At 61.1% G+C, this 20,846-nt stretch carries 17 protein-coding genes; 10 read left to right on the plus strand and 7 right to left on the minus strand.

From position 1 onward, the window contains the following. Positions 1 to 5: 5 nt before the first annotated feature. From AC4CWH_RS22605 to AC4CWH_RS22625, 5 genes are all read left to right on the plus strand, one after another. Positions 6 to 437 carry a hypothetical protein gene (locus AC4CWH_RS22605; RefSeq protein WP_491286270.1) on the plus strand — a complete coding sequence of 144 codons (432 nt, stop codon included), beginning with the start codon at positions 6 to 8 and terminating at the stop codon, positions 435 to 437. A gap of 3 nt (positions 438 to 440) precedes the next feature. Further along, the gene (locus AC4CWH_RS22610; RefSeq protein ID WP_491286268.1) at positions 441 to 1,664 is read left to right on the plus strand and encodes a YcaO-like family protein; all 1,224 of its coding nucleotides are present in this window, start codon (positions 441 to 443) and stop codon (positions 1,662 to 1,664) included. Between the two features lie 62 nt (positions 1,665 to 1,726). Next, the gene (locus AC4CWH_RS22615; RefSeq protein ID WP_491321577.1) at positions 1,727 to 2,407 is read left to right on the plus strand and encodes a TfuA-like protein; all 681 of its coding nucleotides are present in this window, start codon (positions 1,727 to 1,729) and stop codon (positions 2,405 to 2,407) included. Then, entirely contained in the window at positions 2,407 to 3,492 is a 1,086-nt protein-coding gene (locus AC4CWH_RS22620; RefSeq protein WP_491286264.1) for a hypothetical protein, read from the plus strand. The genes AC4CWH_RS22615 and AC4CWH_RS22620 overlap by 1 nt, the downstream gene beginning before the upstream one ends. Before the next feature lie 206 nt (positions 3,493 to 3,698). Continuing rightward, positions 3,699 to 4,661, plus strand: coding sequence for a diguanylate cyclase domain-containing protein (locus tag AC4CWH_RS22625; protein WP_491286262.1), 963 nt, complete (start codon positions 3,699 to 3,701; stop codon positions 4,659 to 4,661). Positions 4,662 to 4,695: 34 nt separating this feature from the next. Here the strand turns inward: AC4CWH_RS22625 and AC4CWH_RS22630 are convergent, their stop codons facing one another. The 7 genes from AC4CWH_RS22630 to AC4CWH_RS22660 all read right to left on the minus strand — a co-directional run bounded on the left by AC4CWH_RS22630 (position 4,696) and on the right by AC4CWH_RS22660 (position 14,791). Next, complete coding sequence (locus AC4CWH_RS22630) at positions 4,696 to 6,729, minus strand: putative bifunctional diguanylate cyclase/phosphodiesterase (RefSeq protein WP_491286260.1); 2,034 nt, start codon at positions 6,727 to 6,729, stop codon at positions 4,696 to 4,698. Positions 6,730 to 7,058: 329 nt separating this feature from the next. After that, on the minus strand, positions 7,059 to 8,132 hold the full coding sequence (locus AC4CWH_RS22635) for an ABC transporter ATP-binding protein (RefSeq protein ID WP_491286258.1): 1,074 nt from the start codon (positions 8,130 to 8,132) through the stop codon (positions 7,059 to 7,061). Positions 8,133 to 8,148: 16 nt separating this feature from the next. Continuing rightward, a complete protein-coding gene (locus AC4CWH_RS22640; protein ID WP_491321578.1) occupies positions 8,149 to 10,392 on the minus strand; it encodes a glycoside hydrolase family 2 protein in 2,244 nt (747 codons plus the stop codon). 10 nt (positions 10,393 to 10,402) lie between these two features. Next, positions 10,403 to 11,239 (minus strand): carbohydrate ABC transporter permease, encoded by an 837-nt coding sequence (locus AC4CWH_RS22645; protein ID WP_491321579.1) that lies wholly within the window; start codon positions 11,237 to 11,239, stop codon positions 10,403 to 10,405. Then, positions 11,236 to 12,132 carry a carbohydrate ABC transporter permease gene (locus AC4CWH_RS22650; protein WP_491321580.1) on the minus strand — a complete coding sequence of 299 codons (897 nt, stop codon included), beginning with the start codon at positions 12,130 to 12,132 and terminating at the stop codon, positions 11,236 to 11,238. The genes AC4CWH_RS22645 and AC4CWH_RS22650 overlap by 4 nt, the downstream gene beginning before the upstream one ends. Positions 12,133 to 12,269: 137 nt before the next feature. Continuing rightward, positions 12,270 to 13,538, minus strand: a complete 1,269-nt coding sequence (locus AC4CWH_RS22655) for an ABC transporter substrate-binding protein (protein WP_491286250.1) — start codon at positions 13,536 to 13,538, stop codon at positions 12,270 to 12,272. 191 nt (positions 13,539 to 13,729) lie between these two features. Further along, positions 13,730 to 14,791: a LacI family DNA-binding transcriptional regulator gene (locus AC4CWH_RS22660; RefSeq protein ID WP_491286248.1), complete on the minus strand. Its 1,062-nt coding sequence runs from the start codon at positions 14,789 to 14,791 to the stop codon at positions 13,730 to 13,732. Between the two features lie 616 nt (positions 14,792 to 15,407). On the opposite strand from AC4CWH_RS22660, the gene AC4CWH_RS22665 reads away from it, so the two are divergent. From AC4CWH_RS22665 to AC4CWH_RS22685, 5 genes are all read left to right on the plus strand, one after another. After that, positions 15,408 to 17,003 carry an ABC transporter substrate-binding protein gene (locus AC4CWH_RS22665; protein WP_491286246.1) on the plus strand — a complete coding sequence of 532 codons (1,596 nt, stop codon included), beginning with the start codon at positions 15,408 to 15,410 and terminating at the stop codon, positions 17,001 to 17,003. A gap of 165 nt (positions 17,004 to 17,168) precedes the next feature. After that, complete coding sequence (locus AC4CWH_RS22670; RefSeq protein WP_491286244.1) at positions 17,169 to 18,173, plus strand: ABC transporter permease subunit; 1,005 nt, start codon at positions 17,169 to 17,171, stop codon at positions 18,171 to 18,173. A 15-nt stretch (positions 18,174 to 18,188) separates the two neighbouring features. Then, positions 18,189 to 19,097, plus strand: coding sequence for an ABC transporter permease subunit (locus AC4CWH_RS22675; RefSeq protein WP_491321581.1), 909 nt, complete (start codon positions 18,189 to 18,191; stop codon positions 19,095 to 19,097). Between the two features lie 2 nt (positions 19,098 to 19,099). Beyond that, entirely contained in the window at positions 19,100 to 19,963 is an 864-nt protein-coding gene (locus AC4CWH_RS22680; RefSeq protein WP_491286240.1) for an ABC transporter ATP-binding protein, read from the plus strand. Continuing rightward, positions 19,960 to 20,808: a dipeptide ABC transporter ATP-binding protein gene (locus AC4CWH_RS22685; protein WP_491286238.1), complete on the plus strand. Its 849-nt coding sequence runs from the start codon at positions 19,960 to 19,962 to the stop codon at positions 20,806 to 20,808. The genes AC4CWH_RS22680 and AC4CWH_RS22685 overlap by 4 nt, the downstream gene beginning before the upstream one ends. Positions 20,809 to 20,846: the final 38 nt, after the last annotated feature.

A 20,846-nucleotide genomic window follows, 5' to 3' on the forward strand; every position in this document is an offset into this window, starting at 1 on the left:
ATACCATGAATAATTCTCAGCTTTACATCATCGGAAAAAAGGGTGCGGGCGTCTTGTTTGTAAGGACGTTTCCACTGCGTGTCGCTCAGGTATCGCACGAGACAATCGTCGCTTATGAAGCAGAGCATCCCGGTGTCGACGGATACGCAAAAGTGGCAGCTTCGGCTAAGGCAATGCTGATTGGACAGGATGGCCAGCCTGAAACCAATCTGGACCAGCCACAGATCCAAGGTATTGAGACCTTGATTGCGGGCGGCGCGGTTGTCTCTGAAGCAGATTTCACTTTCGTCGGCGATATCACGGACGCCGGTTGGGATTGCAATCGTTTCGTTCTGATGCCAATCGAAAGCGCACTCACGGCAGTTGGCCCGAGCGGTGCAACCACTGGCGACCTGTTCGACGCCATCCTGTCCGACACGCCAAACACCACGCCGTGAACAATGCAGCATGAGCGGACCAATCCCGCAGGCCTTTCCACCCCCTGCGGCGCGTCCGATCCGGCTGACAGGCTTTTGGACGATCCCGAACTGCTGAGGCGGTTCGGGATTACCCGCGTCGGGGATGTGACGGATCTGGATGTGATCGGGGTGCCGGTGTGGTTTGCCGTCCGGCCGAATTCCCGTGGCCTTTCGGTGGCGCAGGGCAAGGGCTTGAGCGTGCGCCAAGCCAAACTATCGGCGGTGATGGAGGCGATCGAAGGGGCGGTGGGCGAGGAAACCGGGCGGCATGTGCGCGAGCAGGGAACGCCCGATGCGCTTGTCGCGCGCGGCCTTTGCCCGGTGCCGCTGGAGCGCATGGCCCGCGTCAATCCCGATCATTTCGATGCGAACCGTGAACGCGCCTGGGTCAAGGGATTTTCTGCACGCGATAATCGGGCAGTCTATGCGCCCTATGAACTGGTCGGCATGGATTTTCGCGCCGATTTTCCTTGGGACCGCAAGGCATTCCAGATGACCTCGCAGGGCATGGCGGCCGGCTTTGATGAAGACCGCGTGGTGCTGCATGCGTTGCTGGAACTGGTCGAGCACGATGCCTGCGTGCTGATCGATACGTTCGAGACCCGTGCGCTTGGCCTGCGCGCCATTACCATTGCGCCGGGGCGGCTGCCGGAACTGGATGCGCTTCTGGCGCGCCTTGCAGCCTTGGGCCTTCCGGTGCGCTTCTTCGACCTGACCGGCGCAACCGGCGTGCCGGTCATTCTGGCCGGCATCGAGCGGCCGCTGATGTCTGACACTGGGCCCGGCCACCGCCACGCCGCCGGCATTGCCTGCCGGCTCGATCCGCTGGAGGCCGCGCTTTCGGCACTTCTCGAAGCCATCCAGTCGCGCCTCACCGATATCAGCGGCGCCCGCGACGATCTTTCGCCGGATCGCTACCGGCCGGATTTTTCCACCCGCTCCGGTGCTCCGGCGGTTCCCGGCGACGTCCCGCAAGCGCTTGATCTTGCGGCAAGCGGCGGGGCCACAGACGGCCATGGGCCGGTGTGGCGGCAGCTGGCGCAGCACCTGTTTCAGGTCGGAGTGCGCGATATCTATGTCTTTCCGCTGGGAACCGGCGTGCCCGGCATTTTTGTGGCAAGGGTGCTCGCAGATGGTCTTTCGACCGGCAATCCCGGCCTCAACCAGCTTTCCCTCAACACGCTGAGCGGGTTCTTGAAATCGTGACGCCAGATAGCCCCCCAGACAGCCCAACAGACTGCTCCACGGTGATATTTGCCGGGCCATCGGTGCATGGGCTCGATCTCTCCGGTTTGACAGGCATCACCTTCAAAGGCCCTGCTGCCTGCGGCGAACTTCTGGCGGCCGTTCAAGGTGGTGCGCAGGTGATCGGCCTGATCGACGGCCTCTACGGCGATTGCGCCGCCGTCTGGCACAAGGAAATCCTGTTTGCCCTCTCCAAAGGCGTGGCCGTTATCGGGGCAGCCAGCATGGGAGCCTTGCGCGCTGCCGAATGCGAAGCCTTCGGCATGGTGGGGATGGGCCAAGTGTTTGCCGATTATCGCGATGGCCGGCGTGTCAGCGATGCCGATGTGGCGCTGTCCCATGCGCCCGCCGATCTCGCCTACCGGCCGCTGACGCTCGCACTTGTTGATGCCGAGGCAACCATCGATGATCTCAAGGAAAACCTTGGCAAGCACGAGCATGCGCGGCTGCTAGCCGCCGCCCGCCGCCTGCATTTTTCGAGACGCACATGGCGGGCCATCGCGCGCGAAGGCGGCTTTGAGGGTGCGATGGCAGATCGTCTGGCCGCTGGCGTTCGCTCCGTCAAACAGGCGGATGCCCGTATCCTCATCAAAACCCTTCAGGCAGGATCGGTCGCTGCCCCCTCCGCCGGCGCCTGGCGGTTTCAGGATACGCTGTTCTTCCGCAGCCTTCTTTCACGCCAAAACGCCCGGAGCCGTGCCTGATGCAAAACGCACAGCCGGCCCGCCTTGTTGCCGATTGCGGCGGGCTGATTAAAAAAGTCGCGCTCTCCATCCCCTCGGCCTTTTTCAGCGAAGAGACATTTGATCGCTGGAGCCGGCCGCTGCTGCCGATCGGAAACCTTGTCTGCGCGCTGCCGGCCGAAATTGCAATTTTCATGCTGGTGGATCGCACACGGATCGCGGACGCGGAGGGATGGCTCTCCACACTTTCCCCGGCATCTCCCGTCACGCTGGTGACGCTCGACGTGCCCGAAGGCGCGCGGCAAAGTCCCTGGATTCAGGACCTTTTTCATATACGCGAAGGCGAGGGGAGCGTACAGCGGGGATCGGAAATCCTCAGCCGCCCCAATGCTGCCATCGGCCCGGCGCTGGCCAGGTGTCTCGGCTGGCAGGCGCAGACGGCGATGGCCGATCTCGATGGAGGCAACCAGCTGGTAGGGGCCGATTTCCGGTTGGTCGGCGCCTCCAGCCTCGCGCGAAACCGTTTTTCGAACCCGACGCCGGACAGTAATGCGCCGGCGGGATTTGGCCTTCTGGAGACGCTGGACGACCGACCGGTCCACGTCTTTGGCTACCGCGCGCCCGGTGGCGAGCGGCTGCACCAGCATGGTTTTCACGTCGATCAGTTCGTCTCCGTCACGGGGCTTTATCGCAACGGGTGCCCGCTTTTGCTGGTGGCGGAGCCTTGCCTGACCGATGGCCTCGAAAGCCGGCTGGTCGATCAGGCCCGCCAGCAGCTTGATGCCTCCGTCGCGTTCCTGGAGAGCCAGGGGTTTTCCGTGATCCGCAATCCGGTTCCCTTCGTCGTCACGCCCGATAGCGGCAAGAGGCTGGCGCGGCTTTACAACAATGTCGTTCTGGAAAACGCCGTGCGGCCGGGCCGGACAAAACCGCTCGTCTGGCTTGCGCAGTTTGGCGATGTGGAGGATGTTACCGGCTTCGACGCGGCCAACTGCCTGATCTGGCAGAACCTCGGTTTCGAGGTCATCGGTGTTCCCGGCTGGAGCCACCTTGCCAGCCGCAACGGTGCCTTGCGCTGCGCGTCAAAAGTTCTGCAACGGCGCTGAAACGCCCCATCATCGCCCTTCTGCGGCCACCACGCCTACGGTGTGACGCCCGCGTGACGCGGACCATGTTCATCTCTTCTCGAAGCAGCGGATCACGCCTCCAGGATCTGCGGCTTCAAAGGGGTGGCACCGCCCCCATGTTCGCCCTGCCGGAAGCCACAGGCTTGCCCGTCAGGCGCCACGGGAGCGGCAGGTCGGGGAAGGGCATGGCGGAAGTGATTGAGTCTAGGGATCTACAGGCAGAACCAAATCGCCGGGAACTTCGCACGGTTCTCGATGCGGCGCCGGTTGCCCTGTTCTGGGCCTCGCTGAAGGATTTTAACGTCCGTTCCGCCAATCATGCCTTTACCGACAGGTTCGGAACCCTGGATGGCTGCTTCACCTCTGTGGAGCAATGGCTGGACGCAGCCTGCTGCCATCCGGAACAACGCCATCGTGCGCGGATCCTCTGGCAAAACCTGCGTAACGGTAACAGCCTTGGCAATGCGGCAAGCTCCGGCATCGAGCTTGATCTGCGCTGCGCCGATGGCACGATCGTCACCACGCTCCACCGTGGCACGGTCGACCGTTACGAGGGCATCGCGATTGCCACGTTCGAGGACATCTCCCAGTGCAAGGCTGTGGAGCATGCGCTTCGACGTATCGCGCTGGAGGATCCGCTGACCGAACTTTCAAACCGCCGGGCGTTGACCGACCGTTGGCAATTCGAACTGCGCTGGCACGAAAGCCATCCGTCCGCCTCGATGGCGGTGCTGATCATCGATCTCGACCGCTTCAAGTCGGTCAACGACGAGTTCGGCCATGATGCCGGCGACGCGGTGCTGAAGACGGTTGCTGCGCGCCTGCGGGCGGCGGTTCCGCCAACCGGAACGATCTGTCGGCTCGGCGGGGATGAGTTTGCGGTGCTGTTGCCGGGTCTTTCCGCGCCTGAAGAGGCAGAGCAGGTCTCGCGCCGGATCTGTGCTGCGCTCTCGCGGCCGTTCATGTGGGAGGCGAAGGAACTGTCGGTGGGCGCAAGTCTCGGTATCAGCTGCTATCCGCAGGATGCTGCCGATCTGCAGACGCTGATGCGTTATGCCGATCAGGCGCTTTACCGGCGCAAGAAAACCGGCCATGGCGGCTGGGCCAGGTTCTGCCACGCCTTTGCCGCCGAAGATGGACAGGCCTGAGGCAAAACGCGCTCCGGCCCCGTGGCCGCAAATGTCAGGCGCTTTTCGACTGCGGCAGCATGACAAGGCTTGGGCTTGGCCGTCCGAAGAGGTAACCCTGCAGGTACTCGATGCCAAGCTCTTCCAGCTGAGCTGCCTGCCGGCTTGTCTCGACACCTTCCGCCACGATGGCAATGCCGAGCTTGCGGGCGATGAGTGCCGTGCCCTCGATGATCGCCCGTCCATGACTGTCGAGCGCCTGGACGAAGGACCTGTCGATCTTCAGCGCCTGCACCGGCATCTCATGCAAGCGTGACAGGGAGGAATAACCGGTGCCGAAATCGTCGATATGGATCTCCACGCCATAAAGATGCAGTTCCTGCAGCACCGCCCTGATAAGCGGCTGGCTGCGCGTATCGAAAATGGATTCCGTCACCTCCAGCACAAGATCTGCCGGATGCGCCTGGTGACGCTCCAGACTGGAGCGCACGATGTCGAAGAAGCCGGGTGCGATCAACTGGCGCAGCGACACGTTGACCGCCAGCCGTGAATGACCACCGGGACCGCTGCTGCGCATGATTTCCCGCAGCGCCGCATCCAGCACAAAGGCGCCGATTGCAACGATTTCCCCGGTATCCTCGGCAATCGGAATGAACTCGTCGGGGCCAACAGGGCCGAAATCCGGGCTGTTCCAGCGCAACAGAGCCTCATGGCAATGCACGGCGTGCGATCCGGCCAGCACCACCGGCTGGAACACCACCGACAGTTCGCCCTTGGCCACAGCGTGCTTCAGCGCCTGAACGAGGGCGAGGTTGCGTTCCTGCTCGGCCAGCAGCTTTTCGCGATAGACCTCGGTGATTCCGCGCCCCTTGCGCTTGGCATCGCCGGCGGCAAGGTCGGCGCGGTGGATCGCGCCCTTGACGCTCAGGCGGTCATTGCAGGTGACGGCAATGCCGGCGCTGAAGCCCACCTGCAGCGGACGCCCTGCAACGGCAATGGGTTCCTCCACGGCAAAGCGCATGCGGTTTGCGAGTGCCGCGGACCAGTTTGCCGCGCCCTCAGACGGCGTGGGAACGATGGCGACAAATTCGTCTCCGCCCCACCTGCCGAGCGCGCCGTGTTTGCCGAGGGCGGCGCTCAGCCGTCTTGCCACCTCTACCAGCACGATATCGCCCACCGTATGGCCAAGGCCGTCATTGATCTGCTTGAAGCGGTCGAGATCAATGAAGATGGCGGCAAAACCGGTGGTCGAGGTCACCAGTTCCTCTTGTTCGGCGCACCATTGCATCAGGCCGCTGCGGTTAAGAACCCGCGTCAGGGGATCCTGAGCTGCCTGCTCCCTCAGCTGCACCGTGCGCTGGCGCACGCGCGCTTCCAGCGTCGCGTTCAGGTTTTCCAGCAGGTTGCGCTCGGCCTCCAGCTTCGTGACGAGGTCGTTGTTGCGATATTGCAGCTCATAACTCTGGCGCAGCACCTGATGGTTGTTGCGATGGGCAATCAGCATCACGATGGTGAAAACGACGCCAAGCCCGGCCATCAGGTATTGTGGCGGGTCTGTAAGAACAAGCGCCACCGACCCCTGCAGCAGCATCACCGAGATATAGAGGCGTCCGATCACCAGTTGCGGGGCAAGAATGCCGGTCGCCCCCGCCGCCAGCGCCGAAATGATCACCAGCGCCGCGTGCCGGCCCTCGCCATCGCCATCCAGCACGGCCGTTACCGTCATGATGCCCCAGAGGGTGGCAGCCAGCAGCAAGCCGGTCGCGTAAAGGACGACGTGGGGCCGCAACCGTTCCTGCGTGATGTCGGGCTCGGCCCGCAGGCGCCGCATGACCCAGACCGAATGAGCAAGCCGCGCAAGCGACAGCACCAGAAGCGTCGCAAGCCAGGTGACCAGAAACCCGTTGTTTCCATAGCCGGACGACCAGATGATCAGGACGAAACCGAAGCCGGCAGCGAAGTTGACGCTGATATTGGCAAAGTTGTTGCGGAAAGCCAGACGTACAAGGCTAACATAGAGCCATCTCTTGAGAGATCTGGCATCTTCGGCCTTGTCCAACTGCTGGGTTTTCGCAAACTGTATGCTCATTGCGTTCGCTTTTCTCTCTGTCCCCTCAAGTCCCTGCCTTCATAGATCATCGATGACACGATACTTTTCCACGCGTTGCGCTGTGCGCAATCGCAATGCAGTATCCTGTCTATCTATATAAGCAAAATACGAAATAGAGAGTAAGCGGATAAAATCACATTTGCATCATATTCTAAAGTTCATCCTCGTCTTGTTTCAAACGGCGGGCAAGGCGCGGCCTCCATCACGAGGTGCCACGCGCAAGCGGCAACCCGGAGGACGTGACACATCCGGCTTTCGCCCGGCGGTGAGCCTGCCTTGATTGACGGATGCGGATAAGCGCTGCGGGGTTAGCGGATGCGGATGCCGCTTGCGTCGAAAAACAGGAGGTCCTGGCTGCTAAAGGCCAGCTGGAGTTTTTCGCCATCAGGCACGGAGACGGCATGCGCAAGTTTTGCGGTGACAAGCTCGCCGCTGCCGCGGGCGTGAACCAGAGTCTCACCGCCAAGATATTCAATCATCTCGATGTCGAGAGACAGCGTGCAGTCGCCACCCGTGCGGAACGCTTCCGGGCGAAGGCCGACGGTGACGGGCGTTCCCGGGGGCGGCGCGGTCTCCAGCCCTGTCATCGGCAGGATCGCGTTGAAATCATCAAGCCGCACTGCCGGCTGCCCCTCACCGGAGACTGTCACAGCGGGCAAGAAGTTCATTTTCGGCGAGCCGATGAAGCCGGCCACGAAACGGTTCTGCGGATCGCTGTAAAGCTCTCTCGGCGTTCCCACCTGTTCCACGATGCCGGCGCGCAGCACGACGATCTTGTCGGCAAGCGTCATCGCCTCCACCTGGTCATGCGTCACGTAGATCATCGTGGTGCCAAGCTTCTTGTGCAGCTTGGCGATTTCCATGCGCATGTGAACGCGCAGTTCCGCATCGAGATTGGAGAGCGGTTCATCGAACAGGAACACTTTGGGATGACGCACGATGGCCCGGCCGATGGCAACGCGCTGGCGCTGGCCGCCTGAGAGTTGCCCGGGTTTGCGATCCAGAAGCGGTTCCAGTTCAAGAATCCGCGCCGCTTCCATGACCTGCTTTTCGATATCGGCTTTGGCGACGCCTGCAAAACGCAGCGCAAAGCCCATGTTCTGGCGCACTGTCAGGTGCGGGTAAAGCGCGTAGGATTGAAACACCATGGCGATGCCGCGCCTTGATGGATCGGTATCGTTCATCCGCTCGTCACCGATGATCAGATCGCCGCCGCTGATATCTTCCAGCCCGGCGATCATGCGCAGAAGCGTCGATTTTCCGCACCCGGAAGGGCCGACGAAGACCGTGAACTCGCCCGGTTGGATGTCGAGATCGACACCCTTGATGACCTCCAGCGACCCGTAGGATTTGCGGATGCCCTGCAGCGATAGCGCGCTCATGCGGTCTTCCTCTTTTTCACACGGCTGATAGCGCAAGGGTGCGCGTCTCGAACCGCGCCGATGACACGGTGACTTCGATCGGCCCGACCTCTCCGGTCGATTCCAGCCAGAAGCCGGTGGCACCACCCGTCAGGACCGGATTGGACGGGCCGAGCAGCTTTGCCGGTCCGGTCACCGTCACGGTTACCGGCTCATCGAGGAAGGGAAGCAGATTGCCGGTCTGGTCGAGCGCCCGCACGATCACCCGCACCTGATCCTTGGTGGCGGCCGGCAGGGTGTCGTCATCGGCAACCACTTGGAGGTGTGTCGGCAGCGGCCCGCCGGACAATTTCACTCTCGCGACGGGTTCGCCGTTGCGATAGCCGATCACTTCGCCATCCAGCCATGCCATGCCCCAGCTGCCCAGTTCCTCGGCTGAAAAATGCCGGCGGTCGATGACGACGGGTGGATGCGGCAGGTGCGGATAGCTTTCACGATCCGGCCCGACGCGCTTGCGCAGGTGGCTGCCATAAACGAACTCCACCTCGTCGCAATTGGTGAGCACGATCAGCGGCATGATGCCGCCGATATTGCGCTCGCCGCGCGCCCAGAACGTCACCGGCTTCAGGATGATCTCTTCTTCCGGTTCGCACTGGCTGGCATAGGCGTAGGCGGCAAACTTCGGCTCGCGGAACATGTCCATCACGCCATGGTGGCAGATGCGGTCGCCGGAGCCAAAATCCTTGTGGGTGTTGTAGTCGAAGGCGCACCAGCCGATGGCACCCGAGATGGACGCGTCGCCATACATGGCGTTCAGCACCTGCAGGTGGCGCGTCACGTGTTCGGCCTGGCGGGCCTCCTGGTCATGGCGCTTGGTCGGATACATGTGGCCGTTGAACTCGGTCACCATGTAGGGAACCTTGGTCGGCAGGCCGGTGCAGGTCTGCTGGTCGCGCAGCGGGGTGCGGGCATGATTGGCGCCCGGCATTTCCTCGCTGCCGAGGTAGAAGTCGTTCATCGTATAGACGTCTTCGAGGAACTCGCTTTCGGTGATGAAGCGCACGCCGCCGGTCTGGCGGGTCGGGTCAGTCTCACGCGCCACGCGGTTCGTCTCGGCGTAGAAATCGTGATTGTCCTGGGATTCGTTGATGCGCACGCCCCAGAGAATGATCGAGGGATGGTTCCAGTCGCGGGTGATCATGCGCTCGACATTGCGCACGGATTCCGCCTGCCATTCCTTGTCGCCGATATGCTGCCAGCCGGGGATTTCCTCAAACACCAGAAGGCCGATGCGGTCGCAATGATCGAGGAACCAGGGCGACTGCGGGTAGTGCGAGGTGCGCACCAGATTGCACTTCAGGTCGTTCTTGACGATTTCCGCATCGCGCTCCTGCGCCCGCTTGCCCATGGCATAACCGGTATAGGGAAAGGCCTGATGGCGGTTGAGGCCGCGGATCTTCAAAACCTTGCCGTTGAGCTTGAACCCTTCGACGGTGAATTCGGCGGTGCGGAAACCGAAGGTCGCGGTCTGGCTGTCGCTGCCGGCGCCGCTCTCCAGCGTCACCTCCGCCCGGTAAAGGGCCGGATGATCCGGCTCCCAGAGCGACAGGCCGTCAAGGCCGGCAAAGGTGAAGGTGTGGCGATGATCTGCCACATCCGCCGTCTGGGTGGCGATCACCCGGTCACCGTCCTTCAGCGCCACCTTGAGCTGGCCACCGAGCGCGACTTCTGCCGGATTGGCGAGATCGACGCGCACGGTGACGCCCTTCTTGTCTGAAAGCGTGTCCTGCGTCTCCACTTTGATAGAACCGACCGAGACCGGCGTCGTCACCTTTAGCCAGGCATCGCGGTAGATGCCGGCATAGGTGAGGTAATCGATACGTCCGCCAAAGGGCGGAATGCCGGGGTTTTCGCTGCCATCGATGCGCACGGTGATCAGGTTATCGCCGGCCTTCAGGCGGCCGGTCAGCCGGGCCTCGAAGGGTGTGTAACCATCCTTGTGGGCAATCACGGCTTCGCCGTTCAGAAAAACCTCAGCGTCCGCCATGGCGCCATCAAACACGATGGAGACCTCGCGGCCCTCGAATTCCGGCTGGAAGGCAAGAATCTTCTGGTAGGTGAACGGACGCTGGTAGCTGGTCTCGTCAAAATAATTGAACGGCAGGTCAAGCGCATTGTGCGGCAGGCGAACCGTCTCGCCCTTGGCAAGCGCAGTCTTCGAGGCCTCCTCGAAACCTTGGCTGAAAATCCAGTTATCGTTGAAAAGATGGGTCATGCGCATCGAAACAATCCTATTTGACGGAACCAAGCATGCCCTGGACGAACTGGCGCTGCATGGCAAAAAACACGAAAAGGGTGGGGAGCGTGGCGAGGACGGTTCCGACCATCACGACGCCGTAATCGGGGTAGTAGGCGGAGGCGAGGGAGGAGACGACGAGGGTAATCGTCTTCGTCCCGTTCGATTGCAGCACGATCAGCGGCCAGAGATAATTGTTCCAGCTGGTCATGAAAACGATGACGAAGGCTGCTGCATAGGTGGAGCGCATCACCGGCACGTAGATGAAAAGAAAGATCTGCCATTCCTTCAGCCCATCGATCTTGGCGGCATCGCGCAGTTCGGCGGGAAAGGCTTTCGAGGCCTGGCGGAAATAGAAGATGATGAAGACCGAGGCGAGCGTCGGCAGCACGATGGCAAGATGCGTATCGATGAGGCCGGCTTTTGCCATCATCATGAATAGCGGGATCATGATGGAGGCAAACGGCACCATCAGCGTCAGGAGAATGACGGTATAGATCCGATCGCGCAGTTTCGAGCGGAACATCTCGAAGCCGTATCCGGCAATGGACGACACGATAATGGTGACGGCGGTGCCGAGGATGGCGATCTTGGCCGAATTCCACAACACGATCGGTAGATCGACCTGCGCCACGAAGGCGCGGATATTGTCGAAGAGCGCCGTGCCCGGTGTCACCTTTCCGGTGTTGATGTCGGCCGTAATATTCGTGGCGCCGATCAGCATCCAGAAGAAGGGAAAGACGGAGAGAAAGGCGGCAAGCAAGAGCAGGCCATAACGGATGGCGTTGAAAACCCGTGCGGTGTGGCGGCCGCTGAGGACGTTTGTGCTCATCGGCGTTCCCTCACCGCATAAAATTGCAGGAAGGAGAGAAGCGCCACCAGCACCACGATCACATAGGAAATCGTTGCGGCATAACCGAAGTTCGGCATGAAGCGGAAGGTGAGATTGTAGATGTAGAGCGACAGCGTCAGCGTTGCATTCGAGGGGCCGCCGGTGCCCTCGGTCAGGCTGTAGACCTCATCGAACAATTGCAGCGTGCCGATGGTGGAGGTGATGGTGGTAAACAGGATCACCGGCTTCAGCATCGGGATCGTCAGGTAGAAGAACCGGCCCCAGGCGGGCACGCCGTCGATGCGCGCCGCCTCGTCGATAGAACGGTCGATATTCTGCAAGGCGGCGAGATAGAAGATCATGTTGTAGCCGGTCCAGCGCCAGGTGATGGCGGTGATGACCACGACCTTTGCCCAGAAAGGATCCGTCAGCCAGTTGAGCGGCTGGTCCATGAGGCCAAGGCCGATCAGCGTGCGGTTGACGATGCCATCGACTGAAAACATGCTCTTGAACAGGATGGAATAGGCCACCAGCGAGGACACGCAGGGCAGGAAGATCGCCGTGCGCAAAAGGCCGGAAAATCTGAGCTTCGGATTGTTGAGCGCATTGGCGATGACAAGCGCCAGCACGATCATGATCGGCACCTGGATGATGAAGAAGGTGAAGGTGTTGGTCAGCGCCTTCCAGAAAATCGGATCATTGTAGATCCGCACCAGATTGCCGAAGCCCGCAAACTTCATCATCATGCCGCGGCCGGAATAGACCGAGAGCGTCAGCGAGCTGATGATCGGGTAAATCAGAAAAATGCCGATCAGAAGAAGCGCCGGCGCGATGAACAGCCAGCCGTTGACATCGTAATACCGCTTCAGACCGCCGCGCCTGTTCTGTGCCATGACGTTTGCCACCCGGGCCTCACACTTCCGCTCTGCCGTTCTGCCTTGCCTTCCACCTCCAGCCATGCGGCAGGTTTGCCGCACGACCGGGGAGGAGCCGGCGAATGTCGCCGGCAGGAAACGCGTTCGGGCTGGTGTTACTGGATCTGCGTCTGGGCCTGCGCCTCGATATCCTTCAGCACCTCATCTGCCGGTTTTCCGGCAATCAGCGCCTGCATGTTGGCGGTCACGGCGTTGTCGAGTTCATTGGTGAAGATGCCGTAGGTGACGGGCGGAACCTTGGCCAGCCAGTCGGAGAAACGCTGCCAGACCTGTTCACCACCGAAAAACGCATCCGCCTGCTGGTAGACCGCACCGGACCGGGCGGCGGTCAGAGAGCCGACAGCGCCGCGATCGGCGAGGATCTTCTGGTAGAACTCGATATCCTTGCCGTAGATTTCGGCCAGGAAACTGATGGCTTCATCCTTTTCCTTCGAGCTTTCGATGACATACCAGCTCGAACCGCCAAGGTTGGAGGCGTTCGTTGAACCGGCCATGTCGAGCCGCGGCGTGGGTGCCACACCCCACTTGCCGGCCTGCGCGGTCTGCGCCTTGATGGTGCCCGTGATCCACACGCCGGTGACAACAGAGGCGACGTCGCCTGAGGTGAAGGCGTTGACATAATCATTCCAGCCGGTGGCGGGCTTCACGATGCCGGCCTTCACCATCTTTGCCTGGGCTTCCAGAGCCCCTTTCAGCGCGGCGTTGCCGGTGACATCAAGCTCACCATCAGCGTTGAAATACCATTTGCCGGCCGACTGCATCATGATGCGCGTCATGCCGCCATTGTTAAGCTCCTGCGTCGTCATCTTCTTGCCGGTCTTGGCCTCCACGGACTTGCCGATCTCGATGTAGCGATCCCAGGTGATGTTCTCGAGATCGGCGGGCTTGAAACCTGCCTGCTCCAGATAATCGCGGCGATAGAAAAGCCCGGTGACGCCGCTGTCGAACGGCATGCCGTAGGTTTCCCCCTCCAGCGTCATCAGCTCCACCTTGTAGGGTGCAAAACCGGAATAATCGACCTTGCCGGTCATAGGCGCAAAGGCGCCGGGGAAGGATTGCAGAAACTTCTGCGCGCCGTAATCCTCGATCAGCACGATATCGGGCAGGGCGTTCGTGGTGCCGGAGGCAAGTCCCGTCTGCAGCTTCTGCTCCACATCGGCCTTGGCGAAATCGACGATGTTGAACGTCGTTTCCGGATGCGCCTTGGTATAACGCGCGCCGGCTTCGCGCATCACGGCAACGTTGAAATTGGGGTCCCAGCACCAGATGGTGATTTCACCGGCGAAAGCCGGCGCCGCCGCAAGCAGGGTTGCGCCCGCCAGTGCCGCGCGCAGGGCAAATGTCTTCAATGGCAATGTGTCCATGTTCTCCTCCCAGAAAACACCAAGCTACGGCGATCCTCCGCCTGCCATGGAACTAAGCGGAAAAGATTTCCGATGGCAAGGAAAGTTTTACTAAATATTTTTTGCAGGTGCGAAGGCGCGCACCTGACCGTTCCGCCGGGGATTTTTCAAAACCCGGTGCGTCGGAAAACAAAGCGATCCGTGGGGGGAGGTCAGGGGAGCGGCTTGCGGCAGCTCTCACGCCAGATCATTTCGGTCGGCAGGTTGACGTGCTTGGCATATTCCCGGCCGTGGATCCGCTCGACCAGAAGGTCGACTGCCGTTTCGCCGATCGATTCGCTCAGGATGCGAACGGTCGATAGCGGCGGGTTCAGGAACTGCGCCACTGGAATGTCGTTGTAGGAGACGACGGCAATGTCCTGCGGGATGGAAAGCCCGGCCTCCCGGATGGCCCGGTAGGCCCCGATGGCAAGGTTGTCATTGGCCGTTATCAGCGCATCCGGTGGCGCGCCGCGGGCCAGAATTTCGCTTGCCTGTTCATATCCCACCTCAAGCCGCAGGTTCTGGCCGGCGCCCTCATGCTCGCCCAGCGCCATCAACTGCTCGTCGAAGGTGCCCCGTTCGCGGTGCCAGTTGATATAGGCGCTGCAGCGCCGCTCGCCGAACCGCCGTCCGTCTGAGCTGACCGGATCCTGCGCGCCAATGAAGGCAATGCGACGATAACCGCAGGCGTGAAGCCCGTCGAGGATCTTGCGGGTGGCAATGCCAAGGTCGCTGCACACATAATCGAGATCCTCCTGCTTGGGCACGAAATCAGCAAACACCAGGTGCCGGCAGTGCTCCAGCAGCCATTCGATTTCCGCCCGTGCGTGTTTGCCGACCACGATCACGCCGGACACGCTCTGCAGGAGTGCGGCGGCTGCCACGGTTTCGGAGTGAAAAACCTTCACCGCCTCGATGCGGTATTCCCGACACCGGTTCTCGATGCCAAGCCGCACGCCGATGTAATAGGGGTCGATCAGTTCTTCTGACGGCTCGAGGAAATGCACGATGGCAAGCCGGGGAATGGCAAGAAGGCGGTTGGGCAGCTGTAGAGGCCCCGCCTGCGTGCGGTTTCGGTTGCGTGGTGTGGCATAGTTCAGCGCCTCGGCCGTCTCGATGACCGCCTGCCGCTTGGCAGCCGAGATCGAAAGAGAGGGATCGTAATTGAGGACGCGTGACACCGTGGCGGGCGAGACACCGGCAGCCTTGGCAATTTCCTTGATGGTGACCATGTCATTTTTCCGGAACCGCAGGGTGCGGCCCCGCTTTCAGGCGGTGTTTAGTAAAAGTTTCCTACCTAGCTCATAGCTCATAAACTGTCGCAACCGGAAGCCCCGGCCTGACGATTTCATCCGGGCCAGCGAGCCCGCGCGTGCAACAGCCGGCGACAAAACCCGGAGTGGAAACCGTGTGGGCGTGAAGCGATGGGCGCCCGGCGGCATGCGCTCCCGGCGCCGGATCCTGCGCAAAGGGCATTTCTTCGAATGAATGACCCTGAACTGCCGGAATTGCGCAGTGAATTTTGCTGCACTGCCACAAACGGCGCAATTTTATTTCATGATCGCCGCACATTTTTTTCAGTTTGGAAAGCCGGCAAAAAATAATACTGTTTCCCCAGCCCTTGCAGCGTAAGCAGTCTTTACAAGGTGGGGCTTATGGATATGAGGGAAGCCGTGTTGTCCAATAAGCTGCCGGCATCGCTTGCTGCTTTTATTCGAGAACATGGCTGAACAGGTCATATGGTGAGCCACCGCGTGGGAAGAATAACAAGATAAACGGGCTGCGCGATTTCAAATCCAGACAACCGGCACATGCGGCAATCCGCGTCGATGCCGATGGGAGACTTCAATGAACTTTAAATTTGGCTTTGCTGCGGCCTTGCTCGCAGCCTCCTTCCTCTCCACCGCCGCCAGCGCAAAGACGTTCGTCTATTGCTCGGAAGGCTCGCCGGAAGGTTTTGACCCCGGCCTCTACACGGCCGGCACGACCTTCGATGCCTCCGCGCATCCGGTCTACAACCGTCTGCTCGAATTCAAGCCGGGCACGACGCAGCCGGAAGCTGCTCTCGCCGAGAGCTGGGACATCTCGTCTGACGGCACGGTCTACACGTTCAAACTGCGCCCGAACGTCAAGTTCCAGACCACCGAATTCTTCACGCCGTCGCGCACGCTGAACGCTGACGACGTCGTGTTCTCCATCGCGCGCCAGATCGACGAGAAGAACGCCTGGAACAAGTACATTTCCGGCGGCACCTGGGAATATGCCGATGGCATGGGCTTCCCCAAGCTGATCAAGTCCGTCGAGAAGGTCGATGACCTCACGGTCAAGATCACGCTCAACCGTCCGGAAGCACCGTTCCTTGCCAACCTTGCCATGCCGTTCGCATCGATCCTGTCCAAGGAATATGCCGACAGCCTCGATAAGGCCGGCAAGAAGGAACAGCTGAACCAGATGCCGGTTGGCACCGGTCCGTTCACCTTCGTCGCCTACCAGCAGGATGCCGTCATCCGCTTCAAGAAGAACGCCGATTACTGGGGCACCGCGCCCAAGATCGACGATCTGGTCTTTGCCATCACCACGGATGCTGCCGTTCGTTACCAGAAGCTGAAGGCCGGCGAATGCCACCTGATGCCGTTCCCGAACGCTGCCGACGTCTCCTCGATGAAGGCCGACCCGAACCTGAAGGTCATGGAGCAGGAAGGCCTCAACATCGCCTACCTCGCCTACAACACCACGCAGGCGCCGTTCGACAAGCCGGAAGTGCGCATCGCGCTGAACAAGGCGATCAACAAGAAGGCGATCGTCGAATCCGTCTTCCAGGGCATGGCAGCCCCGGCAACCAACCCGATCCCGCCGACCATGTGGTCCTATAACAAGGAAACCAAGGACGACACCTACGATCTGGACGCTGCCAAGAAGATGCTGGCAGACGCCGGCGTCAAGGATCTGTCGATGAAGATCTGGGCGATGCCGGTTTCGCGTCCCTACATGCTGAACGCGCGTCGTGCGGCCGAAATCATGCAGGACGACTTTGCCAAGATCGGCGTCAAGGTCGAGATCGTCTCCTACGAATGGGCCGAATACCTGCAGCGTTCGAAGGACAAGAACCGTGACGGTGCCGCCATCCTCGGCTGGACCGGCGACAACGGCGACCCGGACAACTTCCTCGACACGCTGCTGGGTTGCGATGCCGTTGGTGGCAACAACCGCGCGCAGTGGTGCAACAAGGAGTTCGACGAACTGGTGAAGAAGGCAAAGGTCACCTCTGACCAGGCCGAGCGCACCAAGCTCTACGAACAGGCACAGGTCGTGTTCAAGAAAGAGGCTCCCTGGGCAACCATCGACCACTCGCTCGCCGTCGTTCCGATGGCAAAGGGTGTGACCGGCTTTACCCAGAGCCCGCTCGGCGACTTCACCTTCGAAGCGGTCGATATTGCTGAATAATTCGCCTTTGGTGCGAAGAACTGGCCGCGGAGTGTTTTCACTCCGCGGCCTTTGCTCAAGGTCGGCGCTGCGGGAAAGGCGTTCGATCGGGGATGGCGTTTCGACGGTGCAAAGCTGCAAAGCGACCAGGCCCTTATATTTTCAAGAATAAGAACAGGTCCATCCATGTTTGGCTTTCTTCTGCGGCGTATCGCCGTGCTGATCCCGACCTTTGTCGGGGTTTCCATCATCGCGTTTGCCTTCATCCGCCTGCTTCCGGGCGATCCGGTGGCGCTTCTGTCAGGCGAGCGGGTGATGTCGCCGGAGCGGCACGCGCAGATCAGCGCGCAGCTCGGCCTCGATCGGCCGATGGTGATCCAGTATCTCGATTATTTGCACGGCGTCGTGACCGGTGATTTCGGCACCTCGATCGTCTCCAAGTCTCCCATTCTCAAGCAGTTCCTGGCGCTGTTCCCGGCGACGGTCGAGCTGTCCTTCTGCGCCATCCTGATTGCTGTCGCCCTTGGCATTCCCGCCGGCATCATCGCTGCCATCAAGCGGGGATCTGCCATCGACCAGTCGATGATGGGTGTGGCGCTTGTCGGTTATTCCATGCCGATCTTCTGGTGGGGCCTGCTGCTGATCATCCTGTTTTCCGGCATCCTGCAATGGACACCGGTCTCGGGGCGCATCTCGCTGATGTTCTATTTCCCGCCGGTGACCGGCTTCATGCTGATCGATTCGCTGCTGTCGGGCCAGAAGGGGGCGTTTTCGTCCGCCGTCAGCCACCTCATTCTGCCCTCCGTCGTGCTCGCCACCATTCCGCTGGCGGTCATTGCGCGCCAGACACGTTCCGCCATGCTGGAAGTGCTGTCGGAGGATTATATTCGCACCGCACGCGCCAAGGGCCTGTCGCCGTTTCGCGTCGTCAGCCTGCATGCGCTGCGCAATGCGATGATCCCCGTCATCACCACGATCGGTCTGCAGATCGGTGTGATGCTGGCCGGCGCCATCCTCACCGAAACCATCTTCTCGTGGCCGGGCATCGGCAAATGGATGGTCGATAGCGTGTTCCGCCGTGATTACCCGGTGATCCAGGGCGGTCTTCTTCTGATTGCCGGCATCATCATGGTGGTCAACCTGATCGTCGATCTGCTCTACGGGCTGATCAATCCGCGCATCCGCCACTAAGAAGGAGAAAATCCCATGGCAGACACTGCAAAAACCCAGCCGGTGACCAGCGCGGCGCTCCGCCGCCAGATGCTTGCCGAATTCTGGTTCTACTTTTCCGAAAACCGCGGCGCCGTCATCGGCCTCTTCGTTTTCCTCGCCCTTGTCATCGTCGCCGTCCTTGCGCCGGTCATTGCCCCGCATTCGCCCTTCCAGCAGTATCGCGAATTCGTGCTTCTGCCGCCGGCCTGGCTTTCCGGCGGCAATACCAGCTTCCTGCTCGGCACCGATCCGGTTGGACGCGACATTCTCTCGCGCCTCATCTATGGCGCACAGTATTCGCTGTTCATCGGCCTTTTCGTTACCACGCTGTCGCTGACCGGCGGCATTCTCGTCGGCCTGATCGCCGGTTATTACCGCGGCTGGGTCGATACCGTCATCATGCGCCTGATGGATATCATCCTGGCGTTTCCGTCGCTGCTTCTGGCGCTGGTTCTGGTGGCCATCCTCGGCCCCAGCCTAACGAACGGCATGATTGCCATCGCGCTGACGCTGCAGCCACATTTCGTGCGCCTGACGCGTGCCGCGGTGATGGCGGAGAAGTCACGCGATTACGTTACGGCAGCCCGTCTGGCCGGTGCCGGCCCGTTCCGCCTGATGTTTCGCACCATTCTACCGAACTGCACGGCCCCGCTCATCGTGCAGGCGACACTCTCCTTCTCCAACGCCATCCTGGATGCCGCCGCACTTGGCTTTCTCGGCATGGGCGCGCAGCCGCCGGCCCCCGAATGGGGCACGATGCTCGCCGAAGCCCGCGAATTCATCCTGCGCGCCTGGTGGGTGGTGACCTTCCCCGGTCTTGCCATCCTCATCACCGTGCTGGCGATCAACCTGATGGGCGACGGCTTGCGTGACGCGCTCGATCCCAAGATGAAGAGGTCCTGATCATGGCACTTCTCGAAATCGAAAACCTCACCGTCGAGTTTGAGACGGCAACCGGCTGGTTCAAGGCAGTCGACGGTGTATCGCTGTCGGTCGATGCTGGCGAGGTGCTTGCTATCGTCGGCGAAAGCGGCTCGGGCAAGTCCGTCTCGATGCTGGCCGTCATGGGGCTTCTGCCCTGGACGGCAAAAATTACCTCCGACAAGATGCTGTTTCAGGGGCGTGACATCCGCAATATTCCAGACACCGAACGGCGCAAGCTGATCGGCAAGGATATGGCGATGATCTTCCAGGAGCCAGTCGCAAGCCTCAATCCGTGCTTCACTGTCGGCTTCCAGATCGAGGAAGTGCTGCGCATCCACATGGGGCTTGGAGCGAAAGAACGCCGCGCCCGCGCGATGGAACTGTTCACGCTGGTCGGCCTGCCGAACCCGGCCGAGCGCCTCAACCACTTCCCGCACCAGATGTCCGGCGGCCAGTGCCAGCGCGTGATGATCGCCATGGCAATTGCCTGCAACCCGAAACTGCTGATCGCCGACGAGCCGACGACCGCACTCGACGTCACCATCCAGAAGCAGATCCTCGATCTCCTGATGGGGCTGCAGGCCGAGCATGGCATGGGCCTCATCATGATCACCCATGACATGGGCGTGGTGGCCGAGACCGCCGACCGGGTGATCGTGCAATACAAGGGCCGCAAGATGGAGGAGGCCGACGTGCTCTCGCTCTTCGAAGCGCCGAAAAATGCCTATACCCGCGCGCTTCTCTCGGCCCTGCCGGAAAACGCCACCGGCAAGCGTCTGAGCACGGTGTCCGATTTCATGGCCACCGCCGATCTTACGCAAAATGCCGGAGGAGATGCACGATGACCGCCGCCACCAATTCCGTGCCGATGCTGGAAATCCGCAACATTCGTCAGGATTACCATGTGCCGCAGGGCCTGTTCAAACCGGAGAAGGTTGTCCATGCGGTGAAGGGCGTCTCCTTCAAGCTGGACACCGGCAAGACGCTCGCCATTGTCGGCGAAAGCGGTTGCGGCAAGTCGACGCTTGCCCGCATCCTCACCTTCATCGATGAGCCGACGGCTGGTGAATTGCTGATCGAGGGCAAGACCGTCGATACGCGCCCCGGCCACCTGACGGCCGAGATGCGCCGCAAGGTGCAGATCGTCTTCCAGAACCCCTATGGCTCGCTCAACCCGCGCCAGAAGATCGGTGACGTGCTGGGCGAACCGCTCGCCATCAACACAAAGATGTCGGCGGCTGAGCGGCGCGAGCGTGCAACCGAAATGCTGGTGAAGGTGGGCCTCGCGCCTGAACACTACAATCGCTACCCGCACATGTTCTCCGGCGGCCAGCGCCAGCGCATCGCGATTGCCCGCGCGCTGATGATGAACCCGAAGCTTCTCGTGCTGGACGAGCCGGTCTCGGCGCTCGATCTTTCGGTGCAGGCGCAGGTGCTGAACCTGCTTGCCGACCTGCAGGAAGAATTCGGCCTGACCTATGTGTTCATCAGCCATGATCTGTCCGTCGTGCGCTACATCGCTGACGAGGTGATGGTGATGTATTACGGCGAAGCGGTGGAATACGGCACGCGTGATGAGGTGTTCAGCGCTCCGAGCCATGCCTATACGCGCACGCTGTTTGCCGCCACCCCGCGCGCCGACGTCGAATCCATCCGCGCCCGCGTCGAAAAGAAGCGCGCCGCCCGCTGACCCTGTCGCAACGTCACCCGGCAATCCGCAGAGAATGC

Source organism: Neorhizobium sp. PAMB6716 (genome assembly GCF_058242805.1).